General features: G+C 45.7%; 20 protein-coding genes and 3 pseudogenes. 8 read left to right on the top strand and 15 right to left on the bottom strand.

Features of this window, described 5'->3' with window-relative positions:
- Positions 1-72: 72 nt before the first annotated feature.
- The 7 genes from QQZ17_RS26345 to QQZ17_RS00085 all read right to left on the bottom strand — a co-directional run bounded on the left by QQZ17_RS26345 (position 73) and on the right by QQZ17_RS00085 (position 7,466).
- A complete protein-coding gene (locus QQZ17_RS26345; protein WP_152402628.1) occupies positions 73-252 on the bottom strand; it encodes an AlpA family phage regulatory protein in 180 nt (59 codons plus the stop codon).
- Positions 252-1,589 carry a hypothetical protein gene (locus tag QQZ17_RS00110; RefSeq protein WP_152402629.1) on the bottom strand — a complete coding sequence of 446 codons (1,338 nt, stop codon included), beginning with the start codon at positions 1,587-1,589 and terminating at the stop codon, positions 252-254. The genes QQZ17_RS26345 and QQZ17_RS00110 overlap by 1 nt, the downstream gene beginning before the upstream one ends.
- Entirely contained in the window at positions 1,586-2,323 is a 738-nt protein-coding gene (locus QQZ17_RS00105; RefSeq protein ID WP_152402631.1) for a fimbrial biogenesis chaperone, read from the bottom strand. The genes QQZ17_RS00110 and QQZ17_RS00105 overlap by 4 nt, the downstream gene beginning before the upstream one ends.
- A 53-nt stretch (positions 2,324-2,376) precedes the next feature.
- Positions 2,377-4,965: a fimbria/pilus outer membrane usher protein gene (locus tag QQZ17_RS00100; protein WP_152402633.1), complete on the bottom strand. Its 2,589-nt coding sequence runs from the start codon at positions 4,963-4,965 to the stop codon at positions 2,377-2,379.
- Positions 4,966-5,058: 93 nt separating this feature from the next.
- A complete protein-coding gene (locus tag QQZ17_RS00095; protein WP_152402635.1) occupies positions 5,059-5,625 on the bottom strand; it encodes a fimbrial protein in 567 nt (188 codons plus the stop codon).
- Positions 5,626-6,198: 573 nt separating this feature from the next.
- Positions 6,199-6,672 carry a hypothetical protein gene (locus tag QQZ17_RS00090; RefSeq protein WP_152402637.1) on the bottom strand — a complete coding sequence of 158 codons (474 nt, stop codon included), beginning with the start codon at positions 6,670-6,672 and terminating at the stop codon, positions 6,199-6,201.
- Positions 6,669-7,466, bottom strand: a complete 798-nt coding sequence (locus tag QQZ17_RS00085; RefSeq protein WP_152402638.1) for a transcriptional regulator — start codon at positions 7,464-7,466, stop codon at positions 6,669-6,671. The genes QQZ17_RS00090 and QQZ17_RS00085 overlap by 4 nt, the downstream gene beginning before the upstream one ends.
- Before the next feature lie 677 nt (positions 7,467-8,143).
- On the opposite strand from QQZ17_RS00085, the gene QQZ17_RS00080 reads away from it, so the two are divergent.
- On the top strand, positions 8,144-8,569 hold the full coding sequence (locus QQZ17_RS00080; protein ID WP_235922354.1) for a winged helix-turn-helix domain-containing protein: 426 nt from the start codon (positions 8,144-8,146) through the stop codon (positions 8,567-8,569).
- 75 nt (positions 8,570-8,644) lie between these two features.
- Positions 8,645-9,382 carry a helix-turn-helix transcriptional regulator gene (locus QQZ17_RS00075; RefSeq protein WP_187696610.1) on the top strand — a complete coding sequence of 246 codons (738 nt, stop codon included), beginning with the start codon at positions 8,645-8,647 and terminating at the stop codon, positions 9,380-9,382.
- A gap of 142 nt (positions 9,383-9,524) precedes the next feature.
- Here the strand turns inward: QQZ17_RS00075 and nhaC are convergent, their stop codons facing one another.
- On the bottom strand, positions 9,525-10,964 hold the full coding sequence (gene nhaC / locus QQZ17_RS00070; protein ID WP_152402642.1) for a Na+/H+ antiporter NhaC: 1,440 nt from the start codon (positions 10,962-10,964) through the stop codon (positions 9,525-9,527).
- The gene (locus tag QQZ17_RS00065; protein WP_152402644.1) at positions 10,961-12,187 is read right to left on the bottom strand and encodes a trans-sulfuration enzyme family protein; all 1,227 of its coding nucleotides are present in this window, start codon (positions 12,185-12,187) and stop codon (positions 10,961-10,963) included. Before QQZ17_RS00065 ends, nhaC begins: the two co-directional genes overlap by 4 nt.
- Before the next feature lie 499 nt (positions 12,188-12,686).
- On the opposite strand from QQZ17_RS00065, the gene QQZ17_RS00060 reads away from it, so the two are divergent.
- Both QQZ17_RS00060 and QQZ17_RS00055 read left to right on the top strand, forming a co-directional pair.
- Positions 12,687-12,953, top strand: coding sequence for a helix-turn-helix domain-containing protein (locus QQZ17_RS00060; RefSeq protein WP_152406271.1), 267 nt, complete (start codon positions 12,687-12,689; stop codon positions 12,951-12,953).
- Between the two features lie 341 nt (positions 12,954-13,294).
- Positions 13,295-13,648, top strand: a complete 354-nt coding sequence (locus QQZ17_RS00055) for an ester cyclase (RefSeq protein WP_152402646.1) — start codon at positions 13,295-13,297, stop codon at positions 13,646-13,648.
- A gap of 91 nt (positions 13,649-13,739) precedes the next feature.
- On the opposite strand, the gene QQZ17_RS00050 is transcribed toward QQZ17_RS00055, so the two are convergent.
- The 5 genes and pseudogenes from QQZ17_RS00050 to QQZ17_RS00030 form a co-directional block, all read right to left on the bottom strand.
- On the bottom strand, positions 13,740-13,970 hold the full coding sequence (locus QQZ17_RS00050) for a hypothetical protein (protein WP_152402648.1): 231 nt from the start codon (positions 13,968-13,970) through the stop codon (positions 13,740-13,742).
- 435 nt (positions 13,971-14,405) lie between these two features.
- Positions 14,406-14,558: pseudogene (locus QQZ17_RS00045) on the bottom strand (integrase arm-type DNA-binding domain-containing protein); the annotation flags it as partial.
- A gap of 350 nt (positions 14,559-14,908) precedes the next feature.
- Positions 14,909-15,892 carry a hypothetical protein gene (locus QQZ17_RS00040; RefSeq protein WP_152402650.1) on the bottom strand — a complete coding sequence of 328 codons (984 nt, stop codon included), beginning with the start codon at positions 15,890-15,892 and terminating at the stop codon, positions 14,909-14,911.
- Positions 15,889-16,917, bottom strand: coding sequence for a site-specific integrase (locus QQZ17_RS00035; RefSeq protein WP_152402653.1), 1,029 nt, complete (start codon positions 16,915-16,917; stop codon positions 15,889-15,891). The genes QQZ17_RS00040 and QQZ17_RS00035 overlap by 4 nt, the downstream gene beginning before the upstream one ends.
- Position 16,918: 1 nt before the next feature.
- Complete coding sequence (locus QQZ17_RS00030) at positions 16,919-17,551, bottom strand: phage repressor protein CI (RefSeq protein WP_152402655.1); 633 nt, start codon at positions 17,549-17,551, stop codon at positions 16,919-16,921.
- 119 nt (positions 17,552-17,670) lie between these two features.
- Between QQZ17_RS00030 and QQZ17_RS00025 the strand changes: the two genes are divergently transcribed.
- From QQZ17_RS00025 to QQZ17_RS00010, 4 genes and pseudogenes are all read left to right on the top strand, one after another.
- The gene (locus QQZ17_RS00025) at positions 17,671-17,913 is read left to right on the top strand and encodes a hypothetical protein (protein WP_001397669.1); all 243 of its coding nucleotides are present in this window, start codon (positions 17,671-17,673) and stop codon (positions 17,911-17,913) included.
- Between the two features lie 32 nt (positions 17,914-17,945).
- Positions 17,946-18,455, top strand: coding sequence for a phage regulatory CII family protein (locus QQZ17_RS00020; protein WP_040233348.1), 510 nt, complete (start codon positions 17,946-17,948; stop codon positions 18,453-18,455).
- A 7-nt stretch (positions 18,456-18,462) separates the two neighbouring features.
- Entirely contained in the window at positions 18,463-18,663 is a 201-nt protein-coding gene (locus QQZ17_RS00015) for a phage filamentation protein Fil family protein (RefSeq protein WP_000956168.1), read from the top strand.
- A pseudogene (locus QQZ17_RS00010) lies at positions 18,627-18,812 on the top strand (DUF5347 family protein); the annotation flags it as partial. The gene QQZ17_RS00015 and the pseudogene QQZ17_RS00010, both read left to right, overlap by 37 nt.
- A gap of 20 nt (positions 18,813-18,832) precedes the next feature.
- Here the strand turns inward: QQZ17_RS00010 and QQZ17_RS00005 are convergent.
- Positions 18,833-18,985, bottom strand: a pseudogene (locus tag QQZ17_RS00005) (IS630 family transposase); the annotation flags it as partial.

Genomic DNA, 18,985 nt, shown 5'->3' with positions numbered 1-18,985 from the left:
CTAATAATACGGCTGGCATCACTGAATACAAGTCAAAAACTCTGGAAAGTCCGTTTTCGGATAACTTATCTTTTATTTATGATGTAAATAAATAGCGAACCTGATTCGTATCATAGGGATACGATCAGGGAGTGAGAATGCGTCGTATCCCCGCCAGGGCCAAAGCGGAATCGGGCGTGGAAAGCCCGTCGCGTTGATACAGCGGTAAACTGACGATTTGCTCATTGCCAGAAACTGGGGCCTGGACGACATTATTCATAGGTGACTGTCATATTAACTTGTCCCGTCACCGGTCCGGTATAGCTGGCACCATTACGTTTAATGGCACCGCGCTGGACAAACCGCGCACCAAACTGCGCCGTGTCCTGACTGCTATAGCTGAGATCTTGCGTATTTGTTTTAACTTGTCCTTTGCTACCCGTACTGACAGGAAAACTAGGATAAGGTGCGATGGTAGTATTGACATCAATTCGGCTACCGTTATAAGACATCTCGATTTCTAACCCTTCAATAAACTGACCGCCACTGTCATACACGGTGATATTTCGGTTCAGTAATCCGTCTGAGCCAGCATCCTGAAAACTAAATTTCACGTTATTCACTTTTCCAGAACATTCAATATTAAGATCGATCGGCTTTATGGCGCCGTAAGCAGGTAAAACCCCTGTATTTCTGCCTGCCACATCGGTCCAGGTTCCCAGGTTTACCTGATAATTAGTTGCTCCTCGCAATCGGCAGGTAGGTTTTATCACTGTGATACCTCCGGATCCTATGATGGAGGTCGGTACTCCAGAATTTGTAGTAATGTAATTCACACCCCATACACCATATTTTGTAAAAAAATCAAATCCTGAGCTAAGTGATAAGTTAGGTGACGCCTGCACATCATTGATTTTTATTAATTCCCCTCGTACTGCGTAGGTTGCAAAATGATCGCTGCCACTAAAAGTAAATTGTTTGCTTGCAGCGTTATATATTGGTTCGAAAAAAGTAGTAATAGCGTTTTCGCCGAGAACTGAGGTGACGGGATACTCTACCCCTGTTGATGCAGGAGCAGTTGTTGTTACCACATAGTTGAATGCAGAAGATGAACTGTAACCGGTCGAAGCGGGAGTATATCCAATTGGAGTACTGCCTGAACTTACCAGCTTAACATAAAGTTTCATGCCAATGCCTGGATTGGTTGTAGAGAATGTTTGCGTTGTACTATTGAATGTGCCATACCGAAAACCAAATCCACCAGAAATACTATTTGTGAAGCCGAATGATGATATTTGATATGGTTGACCATCCAGGTAATATGGACCGCCTGCGCCACTATTGCAGCGGAAAGTAATATTTGGAATAAAATCGCCGTAATCCCAACTGTAAAGCGTTGCACCATTGGCAATATTATCGTCCACTATCAGGGTTCTGGATTGAGATAATGGTTGTTGTCCGGAAAATGAAACGCTGCAATTCGCTCTTTGCAGCGTTGTATTATTGTTCCAGTAGAAAGGTTGGGCAGGAACGATATCAGCGCTTGCCTGTTGACTTATTCCGCTAAGAACCAATATTGGCATTATATATTTGCAGATTCGTTTAGTCATAACCGTACCTCAGTCGTCAGCACGCCCGTCTCACCGCCAAAATCATTGACTGCGCTGTAGGTGAGGGTGGCAGACTTACCGATTAACCCCTTCGGTACGCTATAGCGCTGGCTGCTCATTGGCGCGGGCATTTCGGTTTTGTCTTCCAGTCGGGTTTCGTTTACGCCCCCTGCCTTCAGGGACAGTTGACCGAAGCTAATGTAATAAGGAGTGGGGTTCGTTGCTTTCAGCCAGACCGCACCGCCCTCGCGTTCAACGCTCCAGGTCAGCGACTTCACCGCCTCCGCAGCCTTACCGCTGTCCAGTCCTTTCGGGCGGACGAATATTTTTAATCGACTGCGAATCGCCAGGACCAGTTTGTTATTCTCGCTGTCTTTGGCTTTCGGTGGGATTTCCTGGATTGATAACCAGTATACCGACTCCCGGTTTTGTGGAATTTCACCCGGTAAAACGACCAGGCGCAATTTCCCTTCCTGTTTTCCGGTGAGTTTCATCACGGGCGGCGTTAACACTAAAGGCAGGTTATTATCATTGCCTTTTATATCTTCCAGCCACGACTGAACCAGATACGGTTCCTGGCTTTCATTAACGATCTCAATTGGCGTTTCTTTATCGTCGGCATAAGCCACAATACGCGTCAGTTGTGGACGAACGGCGCTCCAGCTGTGTACCGGAATTAAAAAGCTCAATGCAGCGCTGATTAACAGTGAATGTTTAATGGTCTTTAACAACATAATTCTACTCTCTTGAATAATTCATTGAACAGGTGCTGACAACGCCCTGCTTATTACTGGCAATTCACCGTGATTTTTTGGTACCACTGCGATTCAGAATTATTGGTATTTAATTTTGGTAACGTAAACTGACACTGCTTATCACGCCCCCAGTTAACAATCAGCTTTTCATCTCTGCGTGCATCCAGCCCCGTCAGATAAGCCAGTCCGTTATTACCCACAATGCCGGCTTCTTCACCTTGACCTTCAACGGTGACCACTGCGCCAACCGGAATCGTGTGCGGACTCTTAATCACCACCATTGCACGACGCCCGTTGCGTGTAGCAAAACGCAGCAGCACCACCGCACCCTCGGTCGGTACCACTTTTTTCGTTGATTCCTTAAGTTCCACGTTCGGCGCATTTTGGGTGTCTAAACTGACGGTGTTATAGCGATAAGGGCTGAGATACGTCACGACGGCACGCCCCCAGCGGTCGGTTCTGACATTGTTATTACCAGAGACGCTGATATCAGGCGCATCATCGGTTTCCACAATGCCGATAGTGTCACCCATTCTTTGGGCAAGCAGCAGACCGCCTCGGTACACCACCACACCACCGGCAATACCGGCTGAGAACTGGTCAGCATAATTACTGTGGCTGACCGACGAGTTCAGGGTGGCAAAACTGGCGTTATGGGATAATGACGCTGATTCGCTGAGGTTATTATCGGTATCCCGTTGCACATTAATGCTATAAGACAGGGGGCTGTCCTGTTGTCCGCCGGAAATCCCGACTGACTGACTGTAGCGATTATCTCTATTGCGCGTCAGGTTATAACTCACCGAGTTATAGTTCCTCTCGCGTTCGCCCCAGCGTAAGGGGATGCTGACGCCGAGATTGAGCGAGTTGTCATTGTCGCCGTTGCCATTTTTGCTGTAGGTGTATGCCAGGTTGACGCTGGCGGAACCCAGCATAAAACCATAACCGGCGGACGCTGAAGTGCTCTTTTCAGACGTGCCATAATAGCGATCCTGACTCAGCGAAAGATAAAGACTGCCATGTTCTTGCAGACCCTGGTTGATATTGACCTCAAGTCGGCTGCGACGGCGTTTATTCCACAGGCTATCTCCTCTTTCATAATCACTGTCATCGTCATACCCCGAGTGATTATTTCGGCTAGTAAACTCTGAGAAGGACAGGAAATGTTCTGAACGATATTGATAGCCTAAAATACGCAGGCCGGTATCGGTCTGGTCAAACTGTTTTGCATATAACAAACGAACCGCGCTACCGTTTTTCGTGCTGGTATCATGGGTGCTGGTGGCGTAATCATAGCGATAACGCGCCTGGGCGAGATCTAACGAAAACGCGCCGATATTACCGATATTCCACGCCGCCCCCATCGCCAGAGACTGATACTGCTCTGACCCGAGGCTTGAGACATTCAGCGTAAGCGCTTCAAATCCACGCTCAATGCTCAGCGCTGCCATTAATGGCTTATCAGACTGGCTGTCAGGATATTCCCCCATCGACAGGCTATAACGAAAGGCGCCGGGGCGGATCATATTTGGCAGTGCGGTATACGGTACGGTGAATTTCTGCTCTGTACCGTCGGTTTCTTCAACCGTGACGTCCAGATCGGCACCGATCTGTCCGGTATACAGGTCGTCAATGGCAAAAGCACCGGGCGTCAGGGTTTTACTGTAAATAATATTGCCACGCTGGCGCACCACGAGACGTGCGTTAGTGCGGGCTACGCCTCTGATAACCGGCGCATAGCTGAACTGTGATTCCAGCAGCATTCTTTCATTGGTTCCAAGGGTGAAACCCCGCAGCGGAATAACGCCCATAATACTGCTGGGCGTATAGGTATAGATATCCCCGGCAGAGATTTTTGATTGCAATGCGATGATATTGCGTTCGGCATACAGTCTGTCGTGGTTAGTTTTCCAGCCCTCGCGGCTATTCTTATTAAATGTATCAAAACTATAAAGTCTCCAGGCTCCTGCACTGGCAATACTACTCAGACTGACAAAAGAATTATTATTATTAGAACGGCTGTCATTCCCTTCGTTATTGGTGCTTTTCTGGCGGGTATTATAAAAATAGCCATTGTAAGCGGTGCGTAATGCCGGGGTGCCATCATCCCACTCCGTCGGAGAGATCATTTGAAAGCGTGAGCGGTTTACGGCTTCCTGCGGCAGAGTCAGTCTGAGCTGCTGGTGTGCATCATCGTAAAATACAGTAGCGGCAGGAATGCGCTGCGCTAAATCTTCACAGCTCCCGTCCGATGGCGGCTCTTTTTCTGGCGTTTGCCAGTCATCATAAAGCTCTGTTTTCACGCCTAATTCGTTTAACAGATGACGACTCAGGCAGGGAACAACCAGCTTGTCTTTCGCCTGAGGGATAAAGTTGATCTCGTAAATATCCGTTACGCGATCGTTCACGACCACCTCAACCTTTTTTTTCCCGGGTGCCAGCGTATTTTTATAAAGAAATATATCGGGGGTCGCGCCATTTTTATCCTGGCGCAAAAATTCACTCTCAAATTCACTGTCGTTTTCCTCTGCATTGATACATGAGGAAAACGACAACAAAATCGAAACTGCCAGCACAGATAAAACACGATAAGCGGGGATAGAGAAATAGTAAGCTGGCATAGTCGTTTTCTTTTGTTACTTAGGTGTAATAACCACCACGGCAAATTTTGCGGTGGTGGTTTAGATAATCCAGGTCAGGCCTTATCTGACTTATCAGAAGTAAGAGATGACAAAGTCGGCAACGCCAGTGACGTTACCTGACGTCACTCCAGTGCTCAGGGATTTGTAGGCTGCGTTGTAATTCAGTGTCAGCGAGCGAGGTGAACCTGTTGGAGGCAATGCCACACCTGGATCACTTGCCGCGCCGCCGTTTACGTCGATTTGCGTCGTGCCGTTTTGTTGCAAAATGGCGATAGCCACGTTCGCTGCTGGAGTTACCAGTGCGGTGTTTTCAATAGCCCCTCCGACTGCGCTGGTTGTTGTGAACAGTGTGCGCACGTTACGCAGTGCCGCAGTTGCCTCGCATCCGGTAAGCTGGATGGAGAATGGCTTTATACCGGCGTAAGTCCCGGCTGCGGCGTTCAGGGTCGATCCAGTGACGTTATCCAGCGTCAGAACAGCGGTGCCTGGAGTCCCCGTAGCGTCGGCAGTGACGGACGCAATCGCGGTACATGCCGAACTGGTGACAAGACCGTTGAACGTAATTGTGCCGTCAGCAGCCTGGGCAATCCCGCTGCTTACACACAATGCAATAACGGATGCCAGAAGATATTTATTCATAGTAACTCCATGTTGATTTATATTTCATTCATTCCATGTTTGCCTTGTAATAGAGAATGTTGCATTTGATTATCGTCTGATGCGCGTGTGAGCACTCATCAAATGATGACCATCAAACGTAAACTCTATAAACAAGTGTCCATGTCATTTTTAAAACGATATTGGTAAAACCTTAATCCTTAATGGATTGAACTTCCCCTTATTAAATATTAATTAAGTGAAAGGTTGAGATTTCCAATACCAGAATGCTAGCGAAATTGATTTTTTTATACAAATGAGTTGCTGAAATTCATTATCCTCAGCATGAAATATTGTGTTTTCACTTTTTACAGGGATTGATGTAGGTTATGTCGGGCGGGAAGCATATCTGTTGACGTGTTTGTCTGAAAGGGCCATTTTGTGGCATGAGATATCATGTTACTGGATAACTCAGCATTTTATATTTTTTTAATTATGAATTAAGGATGAAAATATAACGATTACTTTTAACTGATATTTTACAATAAATAAACAATGCGAGCGACAGGTCATGCGCTGGCTGCTTTTATCCGTTTTCGCAATACCAGCGTGCGACTATTTAGCACAGTACAAATAGATATACTGATTGTTTCCAATCAGATATCCACCATCACCTGCCGGATAAACGGTAATGGTGTTTTTTGAGTTGTGGTAAAAGAAATAACCAGGGAGTAGATCTTTGAGTATAGGGTCAAGTTCTGAACGATTTCCAATTTCAGCATTTGAGTTGTTGTTGATATAGACTCTGGAGCCTCGCTGTTCAGCTTCATAAGAGGCCACTTTCTGTACATAGCCCAAACTCTCACCGTTTCTTTTCTTCAGTTCCCCTTCGATAGCCGTTTGGCCAGATTTACCATCAATAGAGTGGAATGCTCTCATGCTAAAGATATAGTTTTCATTTTTTACTGTGGTGTATCCCTGGCATTCGAAATGCGTCAGAACCCGGTGTTGATGATAAAGGTAGATATTGACTATCACCAGAAGGCCAATGATGAGACTCATCGCGACATTAAATACTTTCTGATTCATTGTGCCGCATCTCCCAGTATATTGTAGGTCGTACAGTCAAACGGTAAGTCACTTTCCAGTGGGTGTTTGCACAACAGCAATGATGAATGAATATTAAATTGCATGCTGGCCGTGTATAAATACACGTAGGGGGTTTGTTTACAATCAATATTGTTATCGATGATTTGTTTACTGACTTCCGTTGCCGTAAATTTATAATTGGTATGAACAGAACAACCCGATATGTTCATTTTCTGCGTGTAAATGTCGCTTAACACGGTGGGGATACCCCATAGAAATAACTGAAGTCCAGCGGCAATGGATAACGTCAGGACGCTTACCAGAAAGAAAAACCTGAGGATGGATTGATTCTTAAAGGCGCTTTTTTTCGCGATAGTGCTGGTTTGTTGAGCCGTAGAGTGGGGGATCTCAGGCAATGCAGGTTCTACATCGTCAACATCGTCGGTTAACGCTATCTCCTGAACGTTGACGTCTTTCGCAAGTAAGAACCCTTTTTTGGGAACCGTCTGGATTATCTTATCCCCATCCTCAGAAAAGGTCTTAAGCGCCTTTCGTAATAAAGAAATGTTCTGATAAAGCGTGCTCACGGGAACTGATGCGCCTTCATCTCCCCAGACATAAGGGTAAAAATCATTTTGAGGAACCAGCTCGTAGCGCCGCTCAAGTAAAAGCTGGAGGCAACGACTTGCCGGGACATTGAGGGTAACGGCGAGGTTCGAACTATGGCGGGATACTAACTGATACTTGTCTGGGTAGAACTCAATCAGATCGTCAAGAATGTACCGGTTTGGCATGGAGAGACTCTATGTATATGAAAATTATAACTTTATAAAAAATAAAAATGTAATTTAGATTTTGTTATCAATAGTATAGCCTTCCTTGAATAAGATGAAGCTGTCAATGTGGTGAAAGCCTTTCTATAGATGCTTTATGACATTAACTGAATGAAATGTATAGAAAAATTAATACTGTTCTTATCCGCAGTCAGAATGCAAACCTCTCTTACACTCTACTTTAACTCTACTTTTATCTAATTCATTTTTTTGCCTGGCAATTGACCGTTAATATAGGTCTCGCCAATAGATTGGTGGCCCGCTGTGAGAGCCTATCCTCAGGATGAAAAGTCTTAGTAGTTATAGGGTTAAAATGAAAGAAGTGAGTCTGACTAGTTGATAATGCTAAAAATACTGGCAAATAGATCAATTTTGGTTGAGTGTTTTTTTAAATGGTAAATACCTCATGGTGAGTCTCTTTGGGATTATTAACCGATCTGATCGAAATACTATTGGCCGGTTATAGCATAAAGATCTGTTATTGGGTTCTCTGGCAGCGTTTTAGCATTATGGTTTGATAAATGTCTCATTTATTTGCCAACCTAATTATTTTTAATGAGAATGCGCATAAAAAGTAAGGACATATGCTTGTCAATACATCGCTATGCGTTAATCAGTACTTAATAGAGATAGATGATATGGATAAAACTATTTTTGGCTATTATATTGAACCAGATGTCTATTTTGACATTAATAAAAGAATGCTGGTCAATGTGGATAAGAACATTCGTTCCCACAGTTATTCCCCTGTCATTCTCAGGGAAACAATGTTTCATCTGTTAGTCTACCTACTGGAAAATGCAAAAGGGAATATCATTAGCAATTCTGACATTCTGTTAAATGTCTGGGATAACCACGGATTAAGTTCATCCAATCAACGCTTGTGGCAGGTGATGAACGCATTAAAAATTAAGTTAAACGCTGTAGGCATAACCGAAGACTTCATTATGCGGGTTGAGTCTAAAGGTTATTATGTCAGGGAAAATTTAGTTAATGTTTTATACACAAACAAAAAAAATGGATTTATTGGGAAACCCAGTAATGCTGAGCAAGTCATTTCTTAATTATTTATTGTCTGCTTGGTAACAATATCAGGATAATTGACCATATCATATATCGAGGTTGAAATGTGTTATTTTTTGTTTACTGAGAATGTTTATTTACACTTTGCTTTACGTTCGTTGGGCGATTGCAAAAGGTTGATAGTATCCCCTGATGCTGGCGATTTAAACGACCTCTTTAAGGAAGAATTACCAATGACGGTTTTGTTAGACTTCAGTACGCCAGCGGTGGCTAAAACTAATATGAACACACTGTACCTGTTGAGCCATCAATACCCTGATATACCCGTGGTCGTATTAAAAGGTAATCATAAAATCCTAAGTTGCCTATCCAGGTATCCATCCTGCAATATAACCTATTCAGCAAAATATGTTATCGACTATTTGATCTCGATTTTAAAGATTGTGCAGACTGATAACGTGCGCTACGCGTTTTCTGTGCCAAAGTTAACTGACAGGCAAGCCAGCATAATGTATCTGGTCTGTCTTGGATTCAGCTTTAAACTAATCGCTACTATATTAGGTATGAAAACGAAAACGGTCTATCTGCATTACTATAATTCCTTAACTAAATTAAATGTCAGCAAGGTTTTCGAATTTGCACATTATCAGCGTTTTTTAATAAAATTCATACAGGATGAATATCCTGAATCTATGCACATGCTATCTTACTATCTGGCGCGTTCAGAAATGAATATTCCTCTCTCTCCCCAGGTGAATACCTTCGCCCAAACGAACGCTAACGCATTTGATAAACGGTTTCTGCCTGAATTAGCCGGTATGCACTGTTCCGATGACGTCCTTCTGGTGGTGTAAAATCCGCAATCAGTGTTGCCGTTACCTGAGTTTCGTTGTTTACAGGATTGTCGCAGTCAACCAAAACGGGGCGAGTGAGACGGCAGGTTTTTGCTTTGTCAGAGGTCGATGGCAACGGCCTGATGTACAGGCCGTGTGTTAGTTATACCGGTGTCACCACATACCGGGTGCCAAAACTCGTCCAGCGAGGAATGATGGCAAATATGATGGCTATCATCAGGCATGACAGGTTAAACAGCACATACGGCGCGTAATCTATCGTCGCCACGCCGAGAGTTTTCGCCATAAACATCCCCGATATCGTCCACGGAAACAGCCCTTCCAGCAGCGTGGCTCCGGACTCCATGGCGCGTGACATGTTAACCATATGGAGGTTTTTCTCCTTATAGCAGGGGTCATACATGCTCTTGACGATAAAGAAGCTGATCACCGCATTGCCGGTGCAGGCTACCAGGATAGAACTGGTCAGCATGGTCGCGAGGAGGGTGCGGGTGATGGTATTAAGCTTTTTCACCAGGCTTCTGAGAATGACCGCCAGCGCCCCCGACACGTCCAGTGCCGAGGCGAACATAAACGCGCACAGCATCACCACTATCGGACCGGTCATCGAGTACATGCCGCCCCGGTTGAGCAGTACGTTGATGTTGCGCCCCGTCGCCTCATCCAGCGCCATCCCGTGCAGGCCGGGCAGCATGTCCGATTTAAAACCGTTGATGGCGGCAGCGATAATGTCGGTGAGCGCGATCTCCTGAAACAGCACCGCCAGCACGATGCCGGACAGCGCCGAGGCAACCAGCACAATCACCGAGTCCCATTTTTTGATAGCCCCGACAAACACCAGCAACGCAGGACAAAGCAGCAGCGGGTTCAGCCAGAACAACTGCGACAACGCTGATTTCATTACCGCAATTGCCGCCATCTGTTCGCCGGTGCCGCCGTGAAGGTGACTGCCCAGGGCGTAAAATCCGCAGCAGGCAACCGCAAAAGCCGGCAGCGCGGTATAGAGCATATTGCGGATGCTCTGGTACAGGTCGGCCCCGGCAGCAATGGCGGCCATGTTGGTGGTGTCGGAGAGCGGCGAGAGTTTGTCACCGAAATAGGCCCCTGATATCACCGCTCCAGCGGTCACCGGCAGTGATACATCCATCGCCGAGGCGACTGCCATTAGCGCCACGCCGATGGTGCCCGCCGTCCCCCATGAGGTGCCGGTAAACGTGGAGATGCAGACGGTAACCAGAAATGCTGTCAGGTACAGGTATGCCGGATTGATGGCAGCCAGCCCGTAGTAAACCATCAGTGGAATGGTGCCGGAGACCATCCAGCAACCAATCAGCATTCCGATGGACAACAAGATCAGGATCGCAGGCACCGCATCCTTGATTTTCCCGACCAGCGATTTCATCACGTCTGCCCAGCTTCCGCCGTAGTAACGGGCGTAGAAACAGGTAACGATAGTGATGCAAAGTAACGTGAATTCGACCGGATAATTCAGCAGGCCGATACCGGCGGCAAAGATAAAAAATATCACCGCCAACAGGCAGAGAGCGGAGCTGAATGACGGTACTTTCCTGGCATCCATCATTCCTCTCCTTTAGGCATATCCGCGATGGCGGCGAAGGCGGCGTCCAGGTCGGCAATCAGTAGTGCCGGGCTTTCCTGGCCTATGGACAGACGTATCAGGCCAGAGGCGATATTGTCGGCAGCGAGCGCTGGCTCGTTGTAGCCCCGGTTGGGGGAGATAATCAAACTTTCGTACCCACCCCAGCTACAGCCGACCTTAAACATCCGGCAGGCGTCGATAAACCATTTCACCGTTTCGAAATTCCCGCCGCGAATTTCAAAGGCGAAGAGACCGGAGAAACCGTACATCTGCTGGCGGATAATGAACTGCTGCTCCGGGGTTGCCATGCTGGGGTGGCGGATATTTTCCACTTCGGGGCGGGTTTTCAGGTACTCAATCACCTGTAGCGTATTGTCCTGGTGGCGAGGCATCCGCACCGGCAGCGTGCGCAGTCCACGTAACAACAACCAGGCGGCGAACGGCGACAGTACCGCGCCCAGCAACTGGTGGGAGAAGTCACGGATCGCGGTCATACGTTCGTGGGAGGTAATCACCGCGCCGGCAATTAAATCGCTGTGACCGCCGAGATATTTGGTGCAGGAGTGAATGACGATATCGAAGCCGAGCGTCAATGGCTTCTGGAACAGTGGCGTGGCCCAGGTGTTATCGATAACGGTGGTGATATTATGCGCCCTGGCAAGCGCGGCGATGGCCTTCAGGTCGACAATGTTCATCGTCATGGTGCCGGGCGATTCGGTGTAAATCATCCGGGTGGCGGGGGTGATTTTGCGGGCGATACTCTCCAGCGTACCATCCAGCACAATATCGTATTTCACGCCGAATTTTTCCGCCATCTGCCGGACTAATGCCTGAGCCGGACCGTAGACGTTGTTGACCAGAATGATGTGATCAGCGCTGTTGAGGTTCGCCATCAACACCGCGCTGATGGCGCCCATTCCCGAAGCAAAGCAGCGGCAGGTCTCGCCGCGTTCGAGCTTTGCCAGCTTATCCTCCACCATCTGTACCGTCGGATTTAACCCGCGCGAATAAATATAGCGCTCGGCTTCATGCTGCATATCATCGCAGTAGGCCTGGTAGTTTTTCTGTACAAACAGGCTGGTCTGGATAATTGGCGCACTGACTGCACCAAAATAGCGTTCATGCGGCTCATCGAGCCCGGAACAGGCCAGATTATCGTCAGTGATAACATCATCGTTTTTGAGAAACATTTTACTGATTTCCATCGTTAATTCCCTTATGTGTGATGTATGGCAGGCTGGACGACGCGAAGGAGGGGCCGCAGGCATCGTTGAACCTGTTAATTTTTGGAGCGTAATGAAACGGTGAAACGCTTAAACCGTTATTGGCTTTTGCGCGCGGGGCGTGGCGGCCCGGTTTTTACGGTGAGGGTGAAATGTATAAGACTGGTAGCAGGCGCGATTTTCAGCGGATGCCCCCCTGCTGCCGTCTGAGTGATAGACAAATGTAATTCAACAGGCATAAACAACTCTCCATGTCGGGGGGCGCGGTAATGCGTTCTGTCACGCACGGCGCGGGGCGTAATGCCCCGGCGTTACGATGCCGGTTTGGCCGCATCATGATGGGGTGTCTGGTTCTTAAAAACTGTTACTGAGTTCATATAAATTCAAGTATCCATTGAATTAGTATGGTTAAACTTGAAGATTGACCCGACAGGGAGAGCGATAATTCTGGTTTCTGAACAGAGGCTGGGTCAACGCTGTGATGGGTAAGCGATTAAAAATTGCCAGAATTAATGCAGGCCTGAAACAAGCAGAGCTCGGCGTGCGCGCCGGGCTGGATGAAGAGTCGGCAAGTGCTCGTATAAGTTCATATGAGAACGAAGTTCATGCACCCGATTTTCGGCTGGTGCGCAAGATAGCGGCGGTGCTCGATGTGCCGGAGGCCTATTTTTATGCGGTGGAAGATGACCTGGCTGAGTTGATTTTACGGCACCATCGGTACAAGAAGATACACCGAACAGTGGAGTAGGTGATTGCAGGGGCAGCGTAGTGTCGACGGGTTTGCCCTGCGTCGCTTTTCTGATTGCAGGCACGAAGTGCGACAGGACCTGATAAATACTTTCCAGAGCGACTTGCCTGGTTTTTGGCTTTGTCAGGGTCGCTGGTAACATCCTTTTTTTTCCTGTAATGAGTCATCTCTATGCGATTCAGTTAAAAAAATCAAGACAGCTTAAAAAAAGGGAATTCGTATGGGTTCCCTTTACCGATCACTAATTGGTTAGGCTCTGTTTTAAATTAATGTTAAACTTGACAAGTTTTTGATGCCATGTTACAGCAAAGGGAATGTTTACAGGTTTGGAGGAAAATTACATGAAGCCAAAGGAAATAGTTTGCCAATGGGTTGACGCATTTAATAATGCAGATATAGAAATTATTTCAGAACTATATGATGATAATGCAATAAACCATCAGGTTGCCAATGAGCCCGTTATTGGGAAAGAGGCTATAAAGAAAATGTTTGAACAAGATTTTTCTTTCCCGGACATGGTTTGTATCGTTGAAAATATTTTCGAAGATGGACAATGGGCAATTTTAGAGTGGCGTGACCCATTAGGTTTGAGAGGTTGCGGTTTTTTTCACATAGTAAACAATAAAATTTTATTTCAAAGAGGCTACTGGGATAAGCTAACTTTCCTAAAACAGCACAATTTGCCTATTGAGTAAAATGAATATGTATCTTATATGAATAGCTTGCAAATTTCTTAAAATGTGCATCAAGGGAAGTATAATAACTTCCCTTAAAATGGTTATAATATCAACATGGTATTAAAACATAGCCATTGGTTAAAGTACTGATCATATCATTAACACGCTTTGGTGTTTGTCTGTCCCAGTTAGAGTCACGTACCTGAACGATTGCTTCTTTCCAGTTATTCTTTTTCAATGCCGCAATCACTTTCTTGAACTGCTTTGCTTTGGTGATACCTAATTGAAATATCATGAGGATCATAAAATCAGTCCAGTCAGTGGGAAGGGCAATATTCATCTTATAGAAATCTAGCAAGGGAATTCAGAAAGAGCGGGTACAAGGATGAATGTAGTTATTTCATGGGGTATTCATTCATCAATAAGCCAACATTTGAATATAAAGAAATCGTTCAATGGGAACTGGATGGTGATGTACTGGATTTGGTACATCTACATGCTGAATACAAGTTCATTAAAGGCAAATCAGTATGGTTATGTCATGGAAGTATATTAAACAACGAAGTAAGGAAACGATATGAATAGATATGATTATCCTGGATTACTACTGAAATTTATCAGTACTATATTCAGGAGAAACAACAAATGATTAAGCTAATGATCACGATTGTGAATGCACTATTGGGTATTGCACCAAAGTGAGAAGCTGCCACATTAAACAGGCACCTGGTTGACAGATTAATGCTGGTAGTTCGCATCGTCTGCATCAGTTGCGGTAACGGAACTGCCAGAGCTTACTGCCGCTGGACTTGATTAACAGAGTAAGCCCGTCACCATCATATAGCTGGTAATCGGCATCTTTAGGTTTGGCGGCTTTGATTTCTGTATCGGTTAACGGCTTGGTTTTCTTGCCATGGGGAGTCTCCATGCGTTTAGGCCCAACGAAAACAATAGTTCTTTTCGTTGGGCCTATCAATGGGCCTAAAAGGTTCGGATTTAATTAGTTCTCTTCGGACTTCGCGGGACAAATTCAAGGCACAAAAAAGCCCGCAGGGCTTGCGCCGTGCGGGCTTTTAGGACTTCATCGGATGACTCTGGTAATCACCGATGGAGAATTTTGGTGGGCTGGCGGGAGTTGAACCCGCGTCCGAAATTCCTACATACCATTTTTGCAATAGTAAAAACAGTTATTTGCGTTTTAAAACAGTGTGTTAGTATTTTCTGGTGTTTGGCGGTTTTATGCGTTTTCAATGCTCTGCCGCCAAACTGCCGCCATTGTCAACCGTAGGAATGTGGAAGCACAAGAGGGAATATTTTTGCACTGCCATAGCCGTAATCAGGTATGACATCCCATAATCCTTTAGGTGTTTGGAAGAACTCTGGATTTAGCCCGATGAGTGTATATACGTGAACTAGTAGATCTCTCAATCCGGTAACCATCTGTTTTATTTGCTTTTCGTCAGAAAAAGATATGCTCGTCCCTTCATTCATAATTGGATTGAAAATGATGAATTCATGTTTTTCATACCTATAGTCTATACCTAACTCTCGACATAGTTGGATGATATTTATTTCCAGTTTTTTTAGATATATTATTTGATTGTCATGTGAAACTTCCTTTTCATAACAATTTTTTATCGAGAGGCTTATTTCTTTATAGTAATTTTGAACGCGACCTATAAAATTCTGGCTTATCGTTTTATTATAACCATCTTCAACAGAAGATTTAGTGAAGATATTCATGTACAGAATATATGGATGTGAGATCGATAATTCTACATATTTTTTTGAGACGTCTGTTTCAGTGAAATCTCGACTTACTATAAATGACGGAACGGTTTTAAAAATATCAGCATAGCTTTTCTGATGCGCATAAAATGAATCAGATTTGTTTTTTTCTTTAACAAGTTCAATCTGATTCTCCGTTCTTTCGAGTTGCTTTTCAGTCTGAATAGTTCGATGCACATTGTTGACGATTGCACCAAGTGGAACAGCGCTCGCCAGCAGCATTAAAGGGAATTTACTAATTTCATAAAATCGAGCATATCCATGAGCGCTTAGTACCGGTGTTTTCCCCCACCATGCGAAAATTCCAAAGTAAAAGAAAGAAATAACAGGGAAGATTATAGTCACCCAAAATAATTTTTGTTTGAGGAGACTGTTTTCATTCAATTTGTACCATTTACGAGTGTAAATAGCATGTAATACTAATAAAAATATTACTACGTAAAAACTGATTCCAAGTCCTGAGATGAAAGTCATGATTGTTTCCATGCAAGAGAATATAGAGGGTTTTTGGTTACAGCATCTTCCAAATGATCAGGGGCAAAGTGGGCATAAATCATCGTCATTTTTATATCGGCATGTCCCAAAATATCTCGTAGCACTAAGATGTTTCCGCCGTTCATCATAAAATGGCTGGCGAATGTATGACGCAGTACGTGGGTGCACTGGCCTTCAGGCAGGTCGATACCAGCGCGTTTCACTGCTCGTTCAAAAGCTTTTCTGCATGGCGTGAATAATTTCCCTCTGTTTTTGGGAAGTTCGTCATACAGATCCTGAGATATGGGTACGGTCCGGTTTTTCTTGCCTTTGGTTTTGGTGTAAGTGATTCGGTATTTTGATAACTGATGGCCCTGCAGGTTTTCGGCTTCACTCCAGCGCGCGCCAGTGGCAAGGCATATTTTTGCTATCATCAGCAGGCTGGGGCTTTGAGAATCAGCGCAAGCATCTAGCAGGCGCTTAATTTCTTCAGGTGCCAGGAACGCCAGTTCACCTTCTGCGATTTTAAATGTTGGCAAACCGGCGAGTGGGTTGGGAGCTGACCAGTGGCCCAATTTTTTCAGTGTGCCAAAAACTGATGATAGGTTACGTTGTTCAAGGTTTACCGTGCGAGGCTTAACTGGCGACATAAGCGCACCATCTTCATTTCGCACTTCACCTTTTAGCCGTGCTTCGCGGTATTTCGTAAAGTCTCCAGCTGTCAGCTCTGAGGCGATGGGATCACCTAGGCCGTTACAAATAATGTTGAGTTTCGCCATCAAGCGCTTGGGGTCTGCAAGAGTCTGCCCATAGAGTGAGTGCCATTGCTCAATTACTTCTGACAAGCGCCGCCGATCTTCCTTCTCACCAAGCCATGGCTTTTTGTTCACTTCATCCATGGTGAAGTTTTCGAATGCTATGGCCTCGCCCTTCGTCGCAAATTGCTTGCGAACACGCTTACCGTCGCGCCCCTTTGGGTAGCATTCACACAACCATTTTCCGTTTGGCTGCTTTCTGATGGTCATATCAAAGGCTCTTAATTATTTTTAAAGCGCGGCCTACTACCTCGATATCATCAAGGCTGCACTCAAAGGATGATTCGTCTTGATGGACCACCAATCTGTTCCCTGGTAGCCGTGTTAACTTCACGATGATTTTTATTCCGTCGATATCTACCAACCACATACCGTTAACTGGAGGCGTTTGGCTGCGGTCCACTAAATAAGAATCGCCAGAAGTATTCACCAGTAATAGGTTTCTTGAGTCTGAGGGGAGCAGACTGCTATCAATGATTGCTTTTCCAGCATCGACTAATAAGCCACCGTTGAGAGTTGCCTTGTCAATTTCGGGGGAAACAAGCTCAGAAAGGGGTTTAACTTTGCCTGAGTTCACGAAATTAATATCTTTTTTGTGTTCAATATTTGAACCTGTATCGCCCTGTCCAGTAGTGAGCCACAATAAAGAAACCCCTGTCTCCAAAGCACACTGAATCACCCATTCTGCTGGAAAACTATCTCTTAAGTATCTGTTTGCCATGGTGCTTTTTGATGCGCCCAGGTGATCACACAGTTGCTGTCTGGACTTGAAATCATAGGCGGCCATTAGCCTATGGATAGCCTCTCTTCCCCCGGTATTCTCGCCAGCTTTCACTTGTATCATTTTTTAATCCTATTGATGTATCAAATATTGGATCGTAGTATCTCGATGTATCAATTATTGAATCAAATAAAACAAGATAAGACGACGTAAACCAAACCTTAACCGAGAGATATTGCACTATGAGCACTGATATTTCAATTCGTGTACCAAAAGAGATGGCTACGCCTGCAGAGTTCGCTGAATGGGAAGGTATCTCCCGTGGCTCTGTTTACCAGAAAATTCACCATGGTCATCTTGCTAAGTACATGGTCAAAAAAGAAAAAAACAAAGGTCGCGTAAGCCTGCGTTACCTGATGTACAAAACCGACCAGGTTCGTGAATCCCTCGGTCATTCCAACTTTCGCGTCATTGTTGGTCAGTAAGTTCAATTATGAGAACTTTTTGAGAGGGGCGCATGTTTGATTATAAGATTTCCAAACATCCACACTTTGACGAAGCCTGCCGGGCTTTCGCGCTGCGTCACAACATGGCGAAGCTGGCAGAACGCGCAGGAATGAATGTCCAGACGCTGCGCAATAAGCTGAACCCGGATCAACCGCATCAACTTACGCCGCCGGAGATCTGGCTGCTGACTGATATCACAGAAGACTCAACGCTGGTTGACGGTTTTCTGGCTCAAATCCATTGCCTGCCGTGTGTGCCATTGAATGAAGTGGCAAAAGAGAACCTGCCGCATTACGTCATGAGTGCAACTGCGGAAATTGGGCGAGTAGCTGCAGGCGCAGTATCCGGTGATGTAAAAACCAGTGCGGGCCGCCGCGATGTTATCAACAGCATCAACTCTGTCACGCGCCTGATGGCACTGACCGCAGTTTCATTACATGCGCGTTTGCAGGCGAATCCGGCGATGGCAAGCGCAGTAGATACCGTGACGGGCCTCGGCGCTTCGTTCGGTCTGATCTGAGGTGGTTATGCTGACTAAAGAACCATCTTTTGCATCACTGCTTGTTAAGCAAAGTCCTGCAATGCACTGCGGTCATGGCTGGATTATGGGGAAGGATGGCAAGCGCTGGCATCCGTGCCGCTCTCAGGATGCGTTGCTGGCTGAGCTGTCCACTAAAAAGCAGGGGAAACCATGGCTATTGAAGGCGATGCTGCGACTGTTCCGCTAAGCGCTGGCCTCCGCCTTAATGGGTTAAACCACATCGCGGAATTAAGGGCGAAAGTGTTTGGCTTAAATATTGATTCAGAACTGGAGCGCTTTATTAGCGATATGCGGGACCAACGGGATATTAACCATGAGCAGAATAAACGCGCACTAAATAGCTGTGCCTAATACCGCTACACTTTTGCCTGACCATGTTTTCCTCCGGGGAATGGGCTGGCGGTTTCCATAAAATGGCGGACCTTTTTCAGTAACTGCCACATTGAGCGGCACTGATGATTACGGGTTATCGTGTCATGAAGTGCCTGCCATAGCCGTTCCACATGATT

Source organism: Citrobacter sp. T1.2D-1 (genome assembly GCF_950098555.1).
Classification (GTDB): domain Bacteria; phylum Pseudomonadota; class Gammaproteobacteria; order Enterobacterales; family Enterobacteriaceae; genus Citrobacter_A; species Citrobacter_A telavivensis.
The sequence above is the reverse complement of the archived record's forward strand: the minus strand, read 5'-3'. Positions and strand labels throughout refer to the sequence as shown.

Excerpts from the sequence above, each read along its gene's own strand:
- QQZ17_RS26345 (WP_152402628.1), bottom strand. The coding sequence starts at position 252 with ATGTCGTCCAGGCCCCAGTTTCTGGCAATGAGCAAATCGTCAGTTTAC.
- QQZ17_RS00110 (WP_152402629.1), bottom strand. The coding sequence starts at position 1,589 with ATGACTAAACGAATCTGCAAATATATAATGCCAATATTGGTTCTTAGC.
- QQZ17_RS00105 (WP_152402631.1), bottom strand. The coding sequence starts at position 2,323 with ATGTTGTTAAAGACCATTAAACATTCACTGTTAATCAGCGCTGCATTG.
- QQZ17_RS00100 (WP_152402633.1), bottom strand. The coding sequence starts at position 4,965 with ATGCCAGCTTACTATTTCTCTATCCCCGCTTATCGTGTTTTATCTGTG.
- QQZ17_RS00095 (WP_152402635.1), bottom strand. The coding sequence starts at position 5,625 with ATGAATAAATATCTTCTGGCATCCGTTATTGCATTGTGTGTAAGCAGC.
- QQZ17_RS00090 (WP_152402637.1), bottom strand. The coding sequence starts at position 6,672 with ATGAATCAGAAAGTATTTAATGTCGCGATGAGTCTCATCATTGGCCTT.
- QQZ17_RS00085 (WP_152402638.1), bottom strand. The coding sequence starts at position 7,466 with ATGCCAAACCGGTACATTCTTGACGATCTGATTGAGTTCTACCCAGAC.
- QQZ17_RS00080 (WP_235922354.1), top strand. The coding sequence starts at position 8,144 with ATGGATAAAACTATTTTTGGCTATTATATTGAACCAGATGTCTATTTT.
- nhaC (WP_152402642.1), bottom strand. The coding sequence starts at position 10,964 with ATGATGGATGCCAGGAAAGTACCGTCATTCAGCTCCGCTCTCTGCCTG.
- QQZ17_RS00065 (WP_152402644.1), bottom strand. The coding sequence starts at position 12,187 with ATGGAAATCAGTAAAATGTTTCTCAAAAACGATGATGTTATCACTGAC.
- QQZ17_RS00060 (WP_152406271.1), top strand. The coding sequence starts at position 12,687 with ATGGGTAAGCGATTAAAAATTGCCAGAATTAATGCAGGCCTGAAACAA.
- QQZ17_RS00055 (WP_152402646.1), top strand. The coding sequence starts at position 13,295 with ATGAAGCCAAAGGAAATAGTTTGCCAATGGGTTGACGCATTTAATAAT.
- QQZ17_RS00050 (WP_152402648.1), bottom strand. The coding sequence starts at position 13,970 with ATGAATATTGCCCTTCCCACTGACTGGACTGATTTTATGATCCTCATG.
- QQZ17_RS00040 (WP_152402650.1), bottom strand. The coding sequence starts at position 15,892 with ATGACTTTCATCTCAGGACTTGGAATCAGTTTTTACGTAGTAATATTT.
- QQZ17_RS00035 (WP_152402653.1), bottom strand. The coding sequence starts at position 16,917 with ATGACCATCAGAAAGCAGCCAAACGGAAAATGGTTGTGTGAATGCTAC.
- QQZ17_RS00030 (WP_152402655.1), bottom strand. The coding sequence starts at position 17,551 with ATGATACAAGTGAAAGCTGGCGAGAATACCGGGGGAAGAGAGGCTATC.
- QQZ17_RS00025 (WP_001397669.1), top strand. The coding sequence starts at position 17,671 with ATGAGCACTGATATTTCAATTCGTGTACCAAAAGAGATGGCTACGCCT.
- QQZ17_RS00020 (WP_040233348.1), top strand. The coding sequence starts at position 17,946 with ATGTTTGATTATAAGATTTCCAAACATCCACACTTTGACGAAGCCTGC.
- QQZ17_RS00015 (WP_000956168.1), top strand. The coding sequence starts at position 18,463 with ATGCTGACTAAAGAACCATCTTTTGCATCACTGCTTGTTAAGCAAAGT.